General features: G+C 71.7%; 12 protein-coding genes and 2 pseudogenes. 8 read left to right on the forward strand and 6 right to left on the reverse strand.

Annotated features, from left to right (window positions below; all coding sequences use genetic code 11):
- Positions 1-48: 48 nt before the first annotated feature.
- The 4 genes from OHB41_RS07105 (at position 49) to exaC (ending at position 5,606) form a co-directional block, all read left to right on the forward strand.
- Positions 49-1,533, forward strand: a complete 1,485-nt coding sequence (locus tag OHB41_RS07105) for an APC family permease (protein ID WP_266697091.1) — start codon at positions 49-51, stop codon at positions 1,531-1,533.
- Complete coding sequence (locus tag OHB41_RS07110; RefSeq protein ID WP_266697092.1) at positions 1,530-2,543, forward strand: acetamidase/formamidase family protein; 1,014 nt, start codon at positions 1,530-1,532, stop codon at positions 2,541-2,543. The genes OHB41_RS07105 and OHB41_RS07110 overlap by 4 nt, the downstream gene beginning before the upstream one ends.
- A gap of 154 nt (positions 2,544-2,697) precedes the next feature.
- A complete protein-coding gene (locus OHB41_RS07115; RefSeq protein ID WP_266697093.1) occupies positions 2,698-4,026 on the forward strand; it encodes a GAF domain-containing protein in 1,329 nt (442 codons plus the stop codon).
- 56 nt (positions 4,027-4,082) lie between these two features.
- On the forward strand, positions 4,083-5,606 hold the full coding sequence (gene exaC, locus OHB41_RS07120) for an acetaldehyde dehydrogenase ExaC (protein WP_266697094.1): 1,524 nt from the start codon (positions 4,083-4,085) through the stop codon (positions 5,604-5,606).
- A 193-nt stretch (positions 5,607-5,799) separates the two neighbouring features.
- Here the strand turns inward: exaC and OHB41_RS07125 are convergent.
- A pseudogene (locus tag OHB41_RS07125) lies at positions 5,800-5,988 on the reverse strand (tyrosine-type recombinase/integrase); the annotation flags it as partial.
- A gap of 78 nt (positions 5,989-6,066) precedes the next feature.
- Positions 6,067-6,460: pseudogene (locus tag OHB41_RS07130) on the reverse strand (transposase); the annotation flags it as partial.
- Between the two features lie 174 nt (positions 6,461-6,634).
- Between OHB41_RS07130 and OHB41_RS07135 the strand changes: the two are divergent.
- Positions 6,635-7,003 (forward strand): VOC family protein, encoded by a 369-nt coding sequence (locus OHB41_RS07135; RefSeq protein WP_266697095.1) that lies wholly within the window; start codon positions 6,635-6,637, stop codon positions 7,001-7,003.
- Between the two features lie 324 nt (positions 7,004-7,327).
- On the opposite strand, the gene OHB41_RS07140 is transcribed toward OHB41_RS07135, so the two are convergent.
- Complete coding sequence (locus OHB41_RS07140; RefSeq protein WP_266697096.1) at positions 7,328-7,984, reverse strand: hypothetical protein; 657 nt, start codon at positions 7,982-7,984, stop codon at positions 7,328-7,330.
- On the reverse strand, positions 7,984-8,289 hold the full coding sequence (locus OHB41_RS07145; RefSeq protein WP_266697097.1) for a hypothetical protein: 306 nt from the start codon (positions 8,287-8,289) through the stop codon (positions 7,984-7,986). The genes OHB41_RS07140 and OHB41_RS07145 overlap by 1 nt, the downstream gene beginning before the upstream one ends.
- Before the next feature lie 344 nt (positions 8,290-8,633).
- On the opposite strand from OHB41_RS07145, the gene OHB41_RS07150 reads away from it, so the two are divergent.
- From OHB41_RS07150 to OHB41_RS07160, 3 genes are read left to right on the forward strand one after another with little or no spacing between them, the layout of a single operon-like run.
- Positions 8,634-12,404, forward strand: a complete 3,771-nt coding sequence (locus tag OHB41_RS07150) for a CHAT domain-containing protein (protein WP_266697098.1) — start codon at positions 8,634-8,636, stop codon at positions 12,402-12,404.
- A complete protein-coding gene (locus tag OHB41_RS07155) occupies positions 12,401-13,066 on the forward strand; it encodes a hypothetical protein (RefSeq protein WP_266697099.1) in 666 nt (221 codons plus the stop codon). Before OHB41_RS07150 ends, OHB41_RS07155 begins: the two co-directional genes overlap by 4 nt.
- Complete coding sequence (locus OHB41_RS07160) at positions 13,066-13,737, forward strand: RES family NAD+ phosphorylase (protein ID WP_266697100.1); 672 nt, start codon at positions 13,066-13,068, stop codon at positions 13,735-13,737. Before OHB41_RS07155 ends, OHB41_RS07160 begins: the two co-directional genes overlap by 1 nt.
- A 16-nt stretch (positions 13,738-13,753) precedes the next feature.
- On the opposite strand, the gene OHB41_RS07165 is transcribed toward OHB41_RS07160, so the two are convergent.
- Both OHB41_RS07165 and OHB41_RS07170 read right to left on the reverse strand, forming a co-directional pair.
- Positions 13,754-14,560 carry a double zinc ribbon and FHA domain-containing protein gene (locus OHB41_RS07165; RefSeq protein ID WP_266697101.1) on the reverse strand — a complete coding sequence of 269 codons (807 nt, stop codon included), beginning with the start codon at positions 14,558-14,560 and terminating at the stop codon, positions 13,754-13,756.
- Positions 14,557-16,638 carry an AAA family ATPase gene (locus tag OHB41_RS07170; RefSeq protein ID WP_266697102.1) on the reverse strand — a complete coding sequence of 694 codons (2,082 nt, stop codon included), beginning with the start codon at positions 16,636-16,638 and terminating at the stop codon, positions 14,557-14,559. The genes OHB41_RS07165 and OHB41_RS07170 overlap by 4 nt, the downstream gene beginning before the upstream one ends.
- Positions 16,639-16,708: the final 70 nt, after the last annotated feature.

Below are 16,708 nucleotides of genomic sequence, written 5' to 3' on the forward strand. Positions count from 1 at the left end.
GCAGCCACCGGGCCGACGGCTCGGTGTCCAGGCGGATCGGGGGATCACATGTCGGGGGAATCGGTTCCGGGACTGCGGCGCGACGCCATCGGGCTGCGCGAGGTCCTGTTCCAGAGTGTCACGGCCATGGCGCCGGCCGCCGCGGTCGCCGCGTCCATTCCGTCGGGCGCCGCGTTCGCGGGCGGCAGTCTGCCGCTGTCCGTACTCGTCGCCCTCGTCGCGTGCCTGTTCACCGCGTCGTGTGTGGCCGAGCTCGCGCGGCAACTGCCCTCCGCGGGCTCGGTGTCCACCTACGCGGCGCAAGGGCTGCACCCGGCCGTGGGCTTTCTGGTCGGCTGGGGCTACGTGTTCGTCGAAGCCCTGGTGCCCCCGCTGCTGCTTCTGCAGCTCGGGTTCACCACGGCGGGCACGCTGCACCAGGAATGGTCCTCCTACCCCGAGGACCTGTGGTGGCCGTGGTCGCTCGCCGGCGCCGGGATCATCGCGGTGGCGGGCTACTTCGGAGTGCGTGCCTCGGCCCGCTTCGGCACCGTCCTCGGCGTCTTCGAGGTACTGGTCTTCGTCGTCTTCGCCCTATGGCTGATCGTCAAGGCGGGCGGTGACAACACTCTGTCCGTCTTCGGGACCTCGCACACCGCCAAGGGGTACGAAGGCATCAGTGGCGTGTTCGCGGGATCGGTGTACACCGTGCTGGCCTTCGCGGGGTTCGAGGCGGCGGCCCCGCTCGCCGAGGAGACGAAGGACCCACGCCGGACGATGCACCGTGCGGTCCTCGGTGCGGCACTGGCGATCGGCCTTGTCTACGTCCTCACCACCTACGCCATGACCGTGTACGTCGGCCCGGACCGCTTCGCGGGTTTCTCAGCCTCCGGAGCCGCATCCTGGGAGGGCGTGGCCCGCGCCTCGTTCGGGCTGTTCTGGGTGCTCGTGTTCCTGGCCGTGGTCAACTCCACCATCGCAAACGCCAACGCCTGCGCGACCGTCTCCACCCGGACGGCCTTCGCCCTCGGCCGGATCAAGGTCTTCCCGGAGCTGTTCGCACGCTTGCACACTCGGCACCGCTCCCCCGTCGCCGGGGTCGCCGTACAGTGCGCCGTGGCGATCGCGGCCATGCTCGGGCTCGGTTTCGCCTACGACCCGGTGACGGCGTTCCTGCTGCTCGCGACGGTGATCGTCACAGTCGTGATCGGTGTGTACATCGTGGTGAACCTCGCCTGTGCGGGCTACTTCCTGCGCCGTGCGCGCGAGTTGTTCCATCCGGTACGCCATCTGCTGTTCCCGCTGCTGGGCATCGTGGCCTTCGTCCCCGCCCTGTTGACCGCCGCGGGCCTGCCCGTCTTCGACTTCGTCTCCGAGCTCACCGCGCCCGTGTCGTACGCGGGGCCGGTCGTCGGGGTCTGGATGGCGGCCGGGGTCGTGGTACTGATCGTCGTCTCGCACCGCCACCCCGGGCGAATAGCCGAGACCGCCCGTGTCCACCTCGACGAGACCTCGTCCCCCGATCCTCGGCAGAGCGGAGCAGCACAGCCATGAGCGACCCTCGCATCCTGACCGTACGGCCCGAACCCGGTGACTACGCGTGGACGTTCGGCGGGGCGCCGCCCGTGGCGCGCATCGCGCCGGGCACGATCCTCGATCTGTATACGGAGGACTGCTTCGCCGGACGGGTGCGCTCCGAGAAGGACCTGGTGTCCGAGGTGTGCGAGTTCCCGTTCCTCAATCCGCAGACCGGCCCCTTCCACGTGGAGGGCGCGGAGCCGGGCGACACCGTCGCGGTGCACTTCGTGTCGATCGAGCCGGCCCGCGACTGGGCGGCCTCGACTACGGTCCCGCTGTTCGGCGCGCTCACGTCCACGCACACCACGGCGACGCTTCAGCCGCCGCTGCCGGAGACGGTGTGGATCTGGCAGCTCGACCGGGAGCGGCGCACCGCCCTGTTCCGTGCGCGGGACAGCGACATCCGGATCGAGCTGCCCATGGATCCGATGCACGGCACCGTCGGAGTGGCGCCGGCGAATCTGGAGGTGCGCTCGGCGCTGGTGCCGGACGCCCACGGCGGGAACATGGACACGCCGGAGATGCGGGCCGGCGTCACCTGTTTCCTCGGCGTGAACGTCGAGGGGGCCCTGTTGAGCCTCGGTGACGGGCACGCGCGGCAGGGCGAGGGCGAGACGTGTGGCGTGGCGGTCGAGTGCGCGATGAACACGGTGGTGATCGTCGAGCTGCTCAAGGGAGTCGCCACCCCCTGGCCGCGCATCGAGTCCGACACACAGATCATCTCGACCGGCTCGGCCCGCCCGCTGGAGGACGCGTTCCGCATTTCCCAACTCGACCTGGTGCAGTGGCTGGTGCGTGACTACGGGTTCAGCGACCAGGACGCGTACCAGTTCGCGACACAGGCGGTCGAGTCGCCGCTCGCCAACGTCTGCGACACCAACTACACCTGCGTCGCGAAGCTGCGCAAGGAATGGTTGCCCGCGCGCGAGACGCATCGTGGTCTGCACGCACAGCTGCGCGGGACCGCCGCGTCGCTGCGCCTCTGAACGACGGGGCGCCGACGCCCCTTTGCTTCTCCATCCCCTACACGACGGTTCCCCGCTCGCCTGATCCGGCTGTCGCCGCACCGTCACAGAGCTTGTCCGGACCCTCGCTGGACGTGACGATGGTCCCAGCCGCATCGCCATTCCGGGAGGCCGAATGACCGATCCATGGGTTGCCCTGGAACCGGGTGCCGATCCCGTCGAACGAGTGCGCACCCTGCGCCGGGCGCACGAGGCGTTCACCGAGGCGGGCACGGTGCCACGTCCGGTGCGTTCCGTGGTGGCCGAGTCGTGGCGGCGCTCGGCGCGGGCGGGTGTCGTACCCGACGGCACCGCGACGGTGGAGCTGACGGACGGTGATCTGGGTTCCTATCGGGCGGAGCATCCGCTGGCCGCGGTGATGCCGCTCTTCCGCGAACTCATGGGGACGTTCGCGGCGGACGGCAAGCATCTTCTCGCCGTGTGCGACGAGCAGGGCAGGCTGCTGTGGGTCGAAGGCCATCCGGCGACGCGGCGTCAGGCGGGAGAGATGAACTTCGTACCGGGCGCCCGATGGTCGGAGACGGCGGTCGGTACGAACGCGCCGGGGACCGCGGTCGCTGTCGACAGTCCGGTACAGGTCTTCGCGGCCGAGCACTTCATACGGCGCGTCCAGCCATGGACGTGTGCGGCGGCTCCGGTGCACGACCCACGCACCGGCCGGGTGCTCGGCGCGATCGACATCACCGGCGGGGACGGACTCGCGCATCCGCACAGTCTCGGTTTCGTGCAGGCGGTGGCACGGGCGGCGGAGTCCCAGCTGGCGCTGCTCGCTCCACCGAAAACGGCGGCGGACACGGTCGAGTTGACCGCCCTGGGCCGCGACGAGGCGCAACTGGTCACGGGAGGGCGCAAAGTCGGGCTCAGTCGCAGACACAGCGAGATCCTGGTGTTGCTCTCCAGGCACCCGGAAGGCCTGACGGGCGACGAGTTGCTGTGCGCCCTGTACGAGGACGAGTCGGTGACGCCGGTGACGCTGCGCGCCGAGCTGACCCGCCTGCGCCGTCTGCTGGACTCCGGCCTGCTGGCCTCGCGCCCCTACCGGCTCACGGCGCCGGTCGAGTCGGACGTCGCGGTCGTGGAGCGTCGGCTCGGCTCCGGCGCGATCACGGGGGCCATGACGGCGTACGCCGGTCCGCTGCTCCCGGGTTCGGTGGCTCCGGCAGTCGTGCGCCTGCGGCGCCGGCTCGCGGACGGACTGCGTACGGCGCTCATCGCGCGCCGGGACCCCGACCTGCTGGCTGACTGGGCACGCGCCCCGTGGGGAGAGGACGACCTCGACGTCTGGCGGGCGCTGGCCGCCGTACGCCCGACGGCCGCGGTACGGGCGCGGCTCGACGAGGTGGAGTCCGAACAAGCCGCACCCGCCGGGTGGTTGCCCCCGAAACCCGGCAGACGAGGCCACGTGCACATGTCCGCAACGTCGTCGCAACGTCCGCGTTTCTAGCCTCAGTGCGAGAGCTGCCCAACGGCGGGCAGCGCTTCTCCGGGAGGCAGACCAGCATGACCCGTTACGCGGCGCCCGGCACCGAGGGCGCGATCGTCTCCTACCAGTCGCGTTACGACCACTTCATCGGCGGCGAGTACGTGCCGCCGGCTCGCGGGCAGTACTTCGAGAACCCGAGTCCGGTGAACGGGCAGCCGTTCACGGAGGTGGCGCGGGGTACCGCCGAGGATGTGGAGCGCGCCCTGGACGCCGCGCACGCGGCGGCGCCCGGCTGGGGCCGGACCTCCGTCGCCGCGCGCGGCGACATCCTGCTCAAGATCGCCGACCGGATGGAAGCGAACCTGGAGAAGCTGGCGGTCGCCGAGAGCTGGGAGAACGGCAAGCCGGTCCGCGAGACCCTGGCCGCCGACATCCCGCTCGCCATCGACCACTTCCGGTACTTCGCGGGGGCGATCCGCGCCCAGGAGGGCTCGCTCGGCGAGGTCGACGACGACACCGTCGCGTACCACTTCCACGAGCCGCTCGGTGTCGTAGCGCAGATCATCCCGTGGAACTTCCCCATCCTGATGGCGGTCTGGAAGCTCGCGCCGGCCCTGGCGGCGGGCAACGCGGTCGTCATCAAGCCCGCCGAACAGACCCCGGCGTCCATCCACTACTGGATGAGTCTGATCGCGGATCTGCTGCCGCCGGGCGTCGTCAACATCGTCAACGGCTTCGGCGTGGAGGCGGGCAAGCCGCTCGCCTCCAGTCCGCGGGTGGCGAAGGTGGCGTTCACCGGCGAGACCACGACCGGGCGGCTGATCATGCAGTACGCCTCCGAGAACATCAAGCCGGTCACGTTGGAGCTGGGCGGCAAGTCGCCGAACATCTTCTTCGACGACGTCTGGTCCCAGAACGACGACTTCCGGGACAAGGCGCTCGAGGGCTTCACGATGTTCGCGCTCAACCAGGGCGAGGTGTGCACCTGCCCGTCGCGTGCGCTCGTCCAGCGCGGGAACTACGGCGAGTTCATGGAGGCGGCGGTCGCCCGCACCGAGCTGATCAAGCCGGGGCACCCGCTCGACACCGACACGATGATCGGCGCGCAGGCGTCCAACGACCAGCTGGAGAAGATCCTCTCCTACCTGGACATCGGCCGGCAGGAGGGCGCCACGATCCGCACCGGTGGCGAACGCATCGAGTACGACGGTGAGTTGAAGGGCGGCTACTACGTCCAGCCGACCATCTTCGAAGGCGACAACCGTATGCGGATCTTCCAGGAGGAGATCTTCGGCCCTGTCGTCTCGGTCACGTCGTTCGACGACTTCGACGACGCCATCAAGATCGCCAACGACACCCTGTACGGCCTCGGAGCCGGCGTGTGGACGCGCGACATCAACACCGCCTATCGCGCGGGCCGCGCGATCCAGGCGGGCCGGGTCTGGACGAACTGCTACCACGCCTACCCCGCGCACGCGGCGTTCGGCGGCTACAAGCAGTCCGGCATCGGCCGGGAGACGCACAAGATGATGCTGGAGCACTACCAGCAGACCAAGAATCTGCTGGTGAGCTACTCGCCGAAGAAGCTGGGCTTCTTCTAGACGCAGAAAAAGGGCGCCTGACCAGGGCAGATGCCCGGCAGGCGCCCTTCTCGGCGCACATCTAAGCAGCGAGTCGAAACACGCCCTTACTCCCGATATCTCCCACCCGTATCCCAGCTCTGACCAGCAGTTCCGGGGCATTTCCGGGCCAAGGTCCCGCTAAGGCGCTCTCCGCATCGTCATCGTCCGTCGCCTCCTCCCACCGCCGCATGGAGTCTTCGATCAGGGCGTTGGCGCGGTTCCGCGCATCAGCCAGGAACTTGGCGTAGTAGCGGAAGAGGACCTGGATGCTCTGCCCAGCCCGGCGCGCACACTCTGCGGGGTCGACGCCGGAGGCCAACCAGAACGAGATGCCGGCATGGCGCAGGTCGTAGGGACGCTTCGTTCGCTTCACGGTCTTCACGGCAGCAGCCGTTCTCCACGATCGCCGGTTAGCCAACCCGGCGATCGTGACGACCATCCAGGCGCACAGCTCACCGCCGGCCGGGCAGCGGTGCGGGATGACAAGTCCTGTGCCCTGGTAGCCGCCGTCTGCGATGGTGGTCGTTTTGCCTATGGCCGTCGGCGGCACCGGACTCGGTCCACGCCTTGCAGTCATTGCGGTTGCCAGGCGGTGGGCGACCCACGGCAACGACCAGGCGGGTATCAGCGTCGACGACAATCTGGTGGTTAGTCGATTAACGATAGTTCTTGGACTGTGCGGCGACGGAGCGGTCCCGGCTGGGCACCAGCGTGCCATCCACGATCAGTACGGTGTCCGAGTGAAACTGGCTGCGACACTTGAGCGCAAGCAGCGGGCCAATGTGGTGCACCATGCGGCCGGCAGCCGACTTGGACACACCGAAGAGTGAAGCTCCGCCATCTTGAAGTGGCTGGTCAGCGGGGTGGCGCGACCTCGTTTCGGGGGCTTCGTACTGGTCGTGGGTGGCAGTCTGCGTTGTCGATCGTCCGGCGAGGTGGTTTCGCCGATGAGTTCACCGTCCTCGAACGGTCTACCCAGCGACACGACCGTTCTCAACAGGAGTGCCATGTCCACCATCCAGCCCGTGATCCTGACTGCCGACCAGGACGTTCTGCTCGGCTTTTATACGACATTGTTCGGCGCTGAGGAAATCTTCCGAGTACCGGAGGAAGGCGCCGCCTTCTACCTCGGCCTGCGCATCGGCGACACCGACCTCGGGCTGGTGGCCAAGGCGGACCCGGGGACCGTGGCGGCGTCGCGGATCCTGCTCAGCATCGGTGTCGACGACGTCGACGAGACGCTCGCCCGGGTGGAGGCGCTCGGCGGCTCGGTCAGCGGAGGGCCCAACGACATGCCGTGGGGACAGCGCGTCGCCCACATTAAGGACCCCGACGGCAACCCGGTGAACCTCACTCAGCCGATCCCGGCCCGGTGACGCGGTTCGAGGGGCATGTGCTGATCGTGGGCTACCAGCGGTAGAGATCAATTGCCGGTAGTGGCCTCGATTCCCAAGCCGATGGTGCGGGCACCTCACAGATGTCCCCCGGAGCTGCCGCCGCGCTGTCCTGGACCAGGGCGTGAAGTCATGGGGTGGCGTATGACCGACGACCACTAGCAGACCGCCGGGAGTAACGGCCCCCGCCAGGCGGGGCACCTCGACCATCCCGCCGGCGGGGAGTGCAGGTAATGGCTGGTGACCAGGTCGTACGAGTGGTCACCCCGGCCACCGCGCGGCCACCGCCCTGCGACGCTGGGCCTGTCAGTTGTCCGGGTCGTCGCGATGTGCGCAGGAGTCCACCGCGCGCAGTGTTCGCACGTCATCGAGGTGGACGGTGACCTCGCCGGTCCGCGCCCGCAACCGTAGCCCGCCGTCTGTGATGCCTCGCGAAGTGCCGCAGAACGTGCCGTCGGGGGTGACCACCTCCAGAGCGGGGACGGAGCGGTCGGGACCGTACCAGGAGATGGCCACCGCCACGGTGAGGGCCACCGCACAAAGCACCGTGAGCACCACCCCGGTGGTCAGCGACCTGGCCGCGCGCAGCGTCTCCACATGGTCGAGGGCTTCCTCGCCCCAGGCGAGGCGCCCGGGCGGCGTCTGCTGCACGGCGGTGGCGGCCGGTCTGCCGTGCGCGGCACGCAGCAGCAGGAAGGCGCCGGCCGCGCCGGTGGCAAGGGCGGCCAGCAGCGAGCAACCGACGAGGACGTCGTAGGGAGCGGCCAGTCCGCGGATGTCGCTACGTCCCTTGACCAGGCCGAAGCCGACCATGCCGACGAGCAGCGCGGCCAGTCCGGTGCGCCAGGCCGCGGCCGCCTCCCGCACCCGGGTCAGCTCCCGCTGTACCAATGCCCGCCGATGGCGGGCCGCGGCGCGGTCGGCCGGCGCGGCGGCCGGTCCGGCGGAGGCGTCCCAGCTCATCAGTCGTTCCGCCGCAGCAGCAGAACCCAGTAAGCGCCGCAGCCCTCGTCGTCCTCCGGGCAGTCGGGGTGCTCGACGGCGCAGAGACACGCGACCTGAACGGTGTACGTGTCCCCGGGCCGGGCCGGCCGGAGTCCTCGGAAGCCGCTGAGCGGGTGGACGAACTGGAAGGGGTGCCGACAGCGCGGGCAGACCCCACTCAGCACCACCTCGTGCCGTCCGCCCTCCACCCGCAGCCCGGTGAGGTGGTCTGCGGCGTACGAAGGGCGGGTTATCTCCTGGAAAGCATGCGGGGGTTGGGGCATCAGGGACCTCCTCCGGGCGAGGTGCGCACGCGTCGGGCACCTCCGGGCAGATGATGTCAGGCCGCGACGGCCGGTACGGGGCGTCGACGCCCTTCTCACCGGCGTCGACATCCGTGCCCACCTCGGGCGTGTCCGGCAATGCGCAGCTCAGCGCCGGTTCGGTCCAAAGCCGGTCGCATTCTGGTCGTACGGCGCAAAGACCTCCCCCGCGCGGGTGAGGCGCAGCATCATGGGCCCTGGTCGCGCGGCAGGGGGCCGCACGGTCGCCCGTCGGCCGGTACCGCTCGGGGGACGGTATCGGCCGACGGGTGTCTGAACTGACCCTGTGCAGGCGGGAGTCGAGAGTGAACGACGGGCTGGGGACGGCCGCGGACGAGGAGCGGCCGGGCCGGGCCGACGGCGCGCCGGCGACAACCCCGGAGGGCGCGACGTCGGTGGAGGCGGCGGCCTCAGATGAGGCGGCCTCGGCGGGAGTGACGTTCGCGAAGCGGGCGGTGGTGCCGCTCGGGCCCGGCCGGGCCGAGCGGCAGGCGCTGATCGACGGCATCACCGCCGCGTGCGTCGAGTCGAGCGCAGGGGCGGAGGCGCGGTTGGGTGCCCTGCTCGCGGCACGATGGGCGGACCTGCAGGATCCCGCCGACCGGGCCAGAGCCCTGGAGCTGCTCCGCTCGGCACGGGTGCGCCCCGGGCTGGGAGCCGAGGACCGGCGGGCCAGCGCCCGCGACCTCGCGGTGCTGCTGCTGGCGCCGCTGGTGAAGGCCGCGCCCGAGGCGAGCGGCGCTGCGAAGCTGCCGCCGGGGCTGGCGCGCTATCTTCCGTTCGGCCTCGCGGCGGCCGTACCGGGTTCGGGCGGTCTGGCCGTGCTGCCCGAAATCCTGGAATTGGGAAAGGAGTTCGCGGGAGATGACCAGCCCGTGCCGCCCCACATCGAGGCGATCGCGGCCATGGTTCCGCTGCTGCAGGCCGCCGAGAGCGGGGACCCCCGCGCGCTGGCCGAGGTCCTGGCCGCCCTGCCCTCTCTACTGCCCCGCGAGGACCGTCCGGGGGAACCGGGCGGCCCGGGTGCGTCAGGCCTGCCGGGCGTTCCGGGGGGACTGGCCGGACTGGCCGTGGCGTTGCCGTACATCATGAAGGCGTACGACCTGCCGTCGAGCACCGTGGGCCCGGCTCCGGCGGACGCTCCCCGGCCGGTCCCACCCACCGGATGGCGAGGGGCGGAGAGTGCTGACACGGCGGACATCGAAGAGCTGGCCCGCTCGCTGAACGCGCCGACCATTCTCACCGAGATCATCAGCCCCGGCTTCGTCACCCTCGACGACCTGCGCGCGCTCACCGAGCGCACTCTGGCCGACGCGGTCGCCGGCGACGGCTCGGCGCGGGCCATCGCCGCGCTCAGCCATCTGGCCCTGGGGATGCGTACCGGTGAACAGGGCTGTTTCGAGCGGGCGTTGGCGCTACTCGCCGAAGTCCGCGACTCCTCCGGTCCGGTCGATCAGGAGACCGAGTGGCTGCTCGAGGCCACCGTGCCCGCCGTGCTACTCGGCTCTCATCTGACTGGTCACAGCCTCCAGGACGGGCAGGCGGCGCAGGAGTTGATCGAGGCGTCCCTGGCACCCGGCGGAACGCTCGCCGCGAACGCGGTCCCCGAGCGGCCCGGCGCCACCGGCTTGCTCTACATGCACCGGTGCATGCGAGCCCAGTTCGCCATCGACCGCGCCCAGCGCGACCACGACGTTGGCGCCTTGGACGAGATCCGGGACGAACTGCTGAGTCTGGCGGAGCGGGAGACCGCCGAGGCCAGTGAGTGGCGCGGTCTGCCCCGCATCCTGCTGTGTGTCGTGGAGCTCGTCCGGGCCCAGCTCACCGCCGACCTCACCACGCTGCGCAGAGCGGTCGACCAGCACGCGGCGGCCCTGGCGGACAGCGGCAACCTCCCCTTCGTACAGCCGCTGCTCACCACGATGGAGGCACCGCTGCTGGCCCTCGCCACCCACCTCGAACCGGACCCCGGGCGGGTCCGGCGCTCTCTGGCCTCGGCGCGGGCCGCCCTTCAGGCGCCTGCCTCCGTGTCCGGGCAGCGGCCGCGCAACCGGCTCGCCATCGCGCTCGCCCTGCGGACCCTGCACGTCCGTGCGCCCGACCCAGCGCTCCTCGACGAGACCATCGCCGAACTGAATTCCGCCGTCTCGGAGTTGGACGAGCAGGGCGGTGACCAGGCACGCGGAGACGCCGCCGACCTGGTGGTGCCCCTGCACCAACAGCTGGCCATCGCTCTGGCCGAGCGGGCCGGCCGGGCCGACCCGGCGCACGACGCCGTCGCGCACGACGGGCTGTCCCGAGCGCTCGACCACGCCCGGCGGGCCCTGCGTGCCTCGGCGGACGACGTACTCCTCCAGCTCGGCGCCGAGCACGGGCTGCGCGCCGCCCGCGCGGCCGGTGACCTCGGAGTCCAGGCGGCGGGCTGGGCGATCCGGCTCGACCGGCCCGAATCCGCCGTCGCCTGCCTGGAGGCCGGTCGCGCCCTGGTGCTGCACGCCGCCGCGGCCGGGACCACGGTGGCCGACCGGCTGGAGACCCTGGGCGCCTACGACACGGCACGGGCCTGGCGGCAGGCCACCGCCGCCACGGGTGCCTCCGGACCCGCCGCCCTCGACGACGTCCTCCACCCGGACGCCACCGGGACGCCCCGCCTGCCCAGCGCGCTGCGCCGGGAGGCGCTGGAGCTGGTGCGCTCGGCACCGGGCAGCACAACGGTCTCCTCGCCGCCCCCACCGCAGGTTCTCGGCGCCACCGTCGCCCGCTGCCGCGCCGACGCCCTCGTCCACCTGGTGCCGGGCACCGACGGCGCACCGGGCGCCGCCCTTCTCGTACGGCCGGGACACGCCGTGCGCGCGGTGCCGCTGCCCGGACTGTCCGCCGAGAGCCGCGGCCCACTGGACGCCTTTCTCCTGGCGGGGGCCACACTGCGGCGCGGCCGGGGTCCGGACACGCACGTTCCCGGCGCGGTCCCGCCGGTTCGCAGACCGGAGCACAGGTGGCAGCAGGCCCTGGACCGGCTCTGCACTTGGGCCGGCGAGTCGGTCGTCGCACCGGTGCTGGACGCGCTGGACGTCTGGGAGCGCGCGCTGACCGAGAGCGGGCTGCGGCCGGCCGGCACCGGACCGGTCCCCGACCCGGTCCGGCTGGTGATCGTCCCCTGTGGCGATCTGGGCGTCGTACCGTGGCAGGCGGCCCTGCTGCCGCTGCCAGACGGCGACGCGCGGGACGCGGTGCCCGGTGGGCTCCCGGCCACCGCCCGCTTGTGCGAACTCGCCGTGGTGACCTACGCCGCCTCAGGCGCGGAACTCGTCCATGGCACCCGGCGGTCCCGGCTGCCCCTCGGCCAAGGCCAGGCCCTGGTTTCGGCCCCCGGTTTCCTGCTCCACGCCGAGGACGAGATCGAGGCGCTGCGCACCGCCTACTACGGGGGCGCCCGTGTCTTGGCGGAGGACGACACTGGCGGCGGGCCCGACGTACCGACGCCCGACGCGGTGCTGGAGGTGCTGGGCGCTCGGTCACCCGGGACGGGCGGCAGCCGGGCCGGCCTGGTCCATCTGGCCTGCCACGGGGCGGCCGGCGCCGACCCCACACGCTCCGCGCTGCACTTGTGGTATCCCGAGGATCAGCCGGCCGGGAACGGCCACCTCACGGTGACCACGCTGCTGGACACCCCCTCGGCGGGCGGCCGTCGCGGACCGCTCGTGGTGCTCAGCGCCTGCGAGACCGACCTGAGCAATGCCGACCACGACGAGGCCCTCACCCTCACCACCGCACTGGTACACCGACTGGCCACGGACGTCATCGGGTCCCGCTGGGCGGTGTCCGACCTGATCACCCCGGCCCTGATGATTGTGTTGCACCACCATCTCGCGGAAGGTCTGGCCCCGCCCGACGCGCTGCGCGCCACCCAGCGCCACGCCCTCACCCCTGCCGATCGCCGTCGGGCCGTTCCGGGTCTGGCCACGCTGGAGCCGTTCCTCGCGGAACAGGAACTGGGCGCCGTTCAGGACTGGGCCGCCTTCATCCACCAGGGCAACCCCGCCCCCGAGCCGCCCCGGAGGGAACCTGCCCCATGACGCCCGACCAGTTGATCGCCCTGCTGCACCGCCACTGGGCGCAGACCCTCGCCGCGCTGGACGCGGAGGAACGCACACAACTGCTCCGCCGGGTCGGCGAACTCGGCGACGCGGTGGGCCGCGGCCCCACCCGGCGCGCGGCCCGGGAAGTGGGCCGGATGCTGAGCCGGCTGCCCGCGCAGCACCCCGTCGGCGCGGCGCTGCACGACGTGGTCCGCTACGCCGGCCAGGACGCCGGTCGCGATCTCGTCGTCGACCGGGACCGGCTGTCCGATCTGCTCGCGTTCCTGTCCGGTCCGCCGCCGACGGCCGAGGAGATCCTGGACGCCACCCGACAACAGCTGCTGGATACTCCGGCCCGAGGCTCCAGGACCGCGCTGACGGCTGTGACCGGTGCCGGGGCAGAGGACCTGATCCGGCTGCACCACCCCGAACTCGGCGACAGGTACCCGGAGTTCCAGTTCCTGCCCGGCACGGACGAGTTGCGTCCGGTGGTGGGCGAGGTGAACCGGCTACTGCTCGCCGGGCAGGATCCCTGGGGGGCCGCGGACTGGTGGCTGGGCGGCAACGAGTGGCTGGACGGTGTTCCGGCCGACCTCCTGGGCGACGTGCCGGACGAGCTGATCCTGGCCGCCGCCCGCGCCCTGGTGGAGGACGACTGATGGCCGGCCACGTCCCGCCCGCCGGGGCCCGGATGGAACCGCTGGTCAGGACGATGCCCGCAGGCACCGAGCTGTACCGCTGCCATCGCACCGGGCGTCCGGCCGAGTCGTTCAACCCCAGTCGCCAGCACGCCTATTTCGACGGCGACCGCTTCGGCGCCACCGAACAGGACCCGTTCGCCTATCTCTACGCCGCCCTCGACCCCGTCACCGCGCTCAGCGAAGTGCTGCTGCGGTCGGTACGGTTCGACGGACCGGGCGCCCAGCGCCGTATCCCCTGGGCGCAGGCCAGCCGGTACAGCCTCTCCGTGCTGCGCACCACCGCGGACATCGACCTCGTCGACCTGCGGTCGGCGGAGGGACTTGCCTCGGTGTGGACCGACTCCTGGCTGGTCGACGCGGAGCGCGAGGACTACCCGAAGACCCGCTACTGGGTACGGCTGATCAGGGAACAGGCTCCGTTCGTACAGGGCCTGTTGTGGCAGTCCAAGCGCCATCGACCGCGGGAGGCGCTGCAGCTGTTCGGGGACCGCTGCGGTGCCGTGCCGCTGGAGCCGGTGGACGGCCGTACGGTGTGCCTGCGGACGGAGGACGGGGCGGCCGAGGCCCGCCGGCTGCTGGGCCCGGTGCGCGCCACGATCTCCCGGCGGGTTTCCGAGGACGGGAGTTGAGTCGGGAGGCCCGTTCTCAGTCCGGTGCGCGCTCGCCGGTCGCGCACAGGGAGACGGTCGCCTCGGAGTGGAGTCCCAGGACGAGGCGGTCGCCGTCGGCCAGCAGCCGGGGGACGGCGGGCAGCAGGTAGTCGCCGTTGACCCGGGTGCCGTGGGTGGTGCCGTCCTGGTACTCGGTCACCCACAGGGTGCCGTCCGCGCGCAGGGCGATCTCGGCGTGGCGACGGGACACCGAGCGCTCGTCGGTGAACCCGCGGGCCGTGAACGGGGCCCAGTCCGGGTCCCGTCCGAGAGCGCGCACCTCCCCGGGACGCAGCCGGAGCTGGACCGGTCCGCCGGAGAACCGCAGCACGGCGCTGACGCCAGCCTCCCCGACAGGGCCGGGGTCCGCGTCGGGTACCGGGGCGGAACAGGCGGGGCATCGCTCAGCGCGGGCCGGCACCTTGCGTCCGCACCCCGGACACCGCACCAGCCGCGGCGGGCTCTCGGCCTGCCGGGACCGGCCCGCCGCGGGCTCCGCCGTCCTGCCGTCGTCCGCCGCGGGGGCCTCGTCCGGCCGCCGGGGCACCAGGTCGTCAGGCGGGTCCTCGTCCGCCGCAGCGGCGGGCGCGGTGGCCGGAGCGGGGCGGACGGGGGTGAGACGGTCCCAGGGCCCGTCGTCCTCGGGAACGTCGCCCTCGGGAGCCCCCTGGGGTGTTTGGTCGGCGTCCGAGCCGGGCCGGGGCCCCGGGTCCGGCGCGGGCGGGACGGGGGCGGTACGGGGTGTTCCCGGGCGGAGAGGGGCGAGGCTGTCCCACGGCTCGTCGTCGTCCAGGTCCGTCACGGCCGGTCTCCGTGGCGGGTGATCCGTACGTCCACCGAGCCGTCGTCCGGGTCCTCCGTCACCTCGTCCACCCGGATCGTGCCACGCAGTGAGTCCGGCCGGATCTCGAAGATCGCACGGGCCAATGGGTTGATCAGATGAGTCTCCAAGGCCATGCCGATGCCCCGGCCTCCGGCGTACGGGTCCCGCAGGCAGTAGGTGCCGAGCTGCTTGCGGGCGGCCGAGGCGATCTCCAGCCTGATGCCCTGGCTCTCCCAGAGCGCGGCGGCGATGTTGCCGATGGACAGGTCGAGGACCTCCTCCGCGGCATCGCCGGTGATGAAGCCGAACACCACCACATTGCCGCCGAACCGGTTCATCAGCTCCGGGCGCCCCACCTCCGCCTCGAAGTGGAGCCGGATATTGCGCTTGACCCGCCGTACCAGTTCGCTGTGCTCGTCGGTCGGGTGCACGTCCCACACCCGCTGCTTGGTCTCCCGGTCGGTGTGCTGCACGCCCAGGTTGGAAGTGAAGATGAGCACGCACTCGCTGAAGTAGGTGGTGACACCCTGCCCGTCGGTGAGCCGGCCGTCCTCCAGGAGCTGGAGGAACTTGTCCAGCACACCCTGGTGCGCCTTCTCGATCTCGTCGAAGAGGATGACCCGGAACGGGTCGGCGCGCACCGCGCGGGTCAGCTCGCCGCCGGCCTCGAAGCCCACGTATCCGGGCGGGGCGCCCACCAGCCGGTCCGCGGCGTGCGCCGAGGAGAACTCGCTCATGTCGAACCGGAGGTAGGCGTCCTCGCTGTCGAAGAGCAGCTGGGCGACCGTCTTGGCCATCTCGGTCTTGCCCGTTCCGGTCGGTCCGGCGAAGAACAGCAAGCCGCGCGGCCGGTGCCCGGCGGACGTCGCCTGCGCGCCGGACAGTCCGAGCGCGGCGCGTTTGAGGATGTCGAGCGTCATCACGACCGCCGTCTCCTGGCCCCGGACCCGCCCGGTGAGGTATTCGCGCCCCACCGCGATCCGTTCGCGGATGTCCGCGGAGCGCCAGGGGTCCTTCTCCACGCCCAGCCGGTAGATGCGGACCGCGTCCGGCATCGCGTCGAACGGCATGTCCCGCGACAGAGCCAGACTGTGGCTCTGTCGCATCGCGTCCAGGGACAGCCCGGCCGCGGCCTTGGCGAAGGCGGTGACCGGGTCCAGCCGAGGCCGCCCGCTCGGCCCGGGCTCCGCCGTGCCACCGACCCCGCCGTCCCGGCGGGTGGAGGCGGGGGCCGCCGGACCGGGGTGGCGTGCGGACAGCAGCGCGGCCATGCGCCGTCGTTCGCCGGCGTCCGGGCTGGGGACGGCGACCGCGCGGATGCGCTCGGAACCGCTCACCAGCCAGTGCGGCAGATCACGGTCGCTGTCGGCGAGCCAGATGATCGGGTTGAACATCTCCGTACGCCCCGCCGTCTCACGCGGCGGGAGATGCGCGGCGGGCGCCAACAGCGCCGCCTCTTCGGCGAGTTGCACACAGGCCAGGAAGAAGTCCCGCTCGGCGTCGCTGAGCCGCGTCACATCGGCGGTCAGCCGTGACGAGTAGTCGATCAGCAGGGCGAGCCGCAGCGGGTCGGCGTCCCGGCCGTCCCCCCGCCGCGCGGTCCTGCGGTCCTGGAAGCCGGTGACGATCTCCCGCAACAGCGGTTCCGTCTCCAGCAGTTGTGGCGTGCGATTGCCGCCGCTCTGCCCGGTGCGCGGACTGCGCAGGGCGTCGTTGAGGAGATCGAGCACGGCCTGCTGGTCCGGGCCGACCAGGGTGACGAAGCCGGTGATCTGGTCGTAGCGCAGCAGGGCGCCGTAGCCGAGCAGACGCAGCCGGTCCCAGAGCACCTCGGGCAGGTCGCGGTCGGTCTCGGTCAACTCGCCGTTGCGGCGGCGAAGGGCCAGGTATCGGTCGTGGATATTGCCGTGCAGCACGAACTGACTGTGCACGGGAAGCGTGCCGGTGATCTCGTCGACGAAGGGGGGTACCGGTCGCCGCGGGACCGCGGCGACGTGCGCGGAACGGCCGTCCTTGACGAGACGGTCGCCCGCTGATCCGTTGGTGGTCGAACTCACGAGGTGTTCCTCTCTGGGTGGTTCGGTGGGTACGGCCAGGCGAGGCCCGCGCCGCGGTGCGGAGCCGACG

Source organism: Streptomyces sp. NBC_01571, from assembly GCF_026339875.1.
In the GTDB taxonomy this organism is placed as follows: domain Bacteria; phylum Actinomycetota; class Actinomycetes; order Streptomycetales; family Streptomycetaceae; genus Streptomyces.

Coding starts and splice junctions, on each gene's coding strand:
- OHB41_RS07105 (WP_266697091.1), top strand. CDS start 49: ATGTCGGGGGAATCGGTTCCGGGACTGCGGCGCGACGCCATCGGGCTG.
- OHB41_RS07110 (WP_266697092.1), top strand. CDS start 1,530: ATGAGCGACCCTCGCATCCTGACCGTACGGCCCGAACCCGGTGACTAC.
- OHB41_RS07115 (WP_266697093.1), top strand. CDS start 2,698: ATGACCGATCCATGGGTTGCCCTGGAACCGGGTGCCGATCCCGTCGAA.
- exaC (WP_266697094.1), top strand. CDS start 4,083: ATGACCCGTTACGCGGCGCCCGGCACCGAGGGCGCGATCGTCTCCTAC.
- OHB41_RS07135 (WP_266697095.1), top strand. CDS start 6,635: ATGTCCACCATCCAGCCCGTGATCCTGACTGCCGACCAGGACGTTCTG.
- OHB41_RS07140 (WP_266697096.1), bottom strand. CDS start 7,984: ATGAGCTGGGACGCCTCCGCCGGACCGGCCGCCGCGCCGGCCGACCGC.
- OHB41_RS07145 (WP_266697097.1), bottom strand. CDS start 8,289: ATGCCCCAACCCCCGCATGCTTTCCAGGAGATAACCCGCCCTTCGTAC.
- OHB41_RS07155 (WP_266697099.1), top strand. CDS start 12,401: ATGACGCCCGACCAGTTGATCGCCCTGCTGCACCGCCACTGGGCGCAG.
- OHB41_RS07160 (WP_266697100.1), top strand. CDS start 13,066: ATGGCCGGCCACGTCCCGCCCGCCGGGGCCCGGATGGAACCGCTGGTC.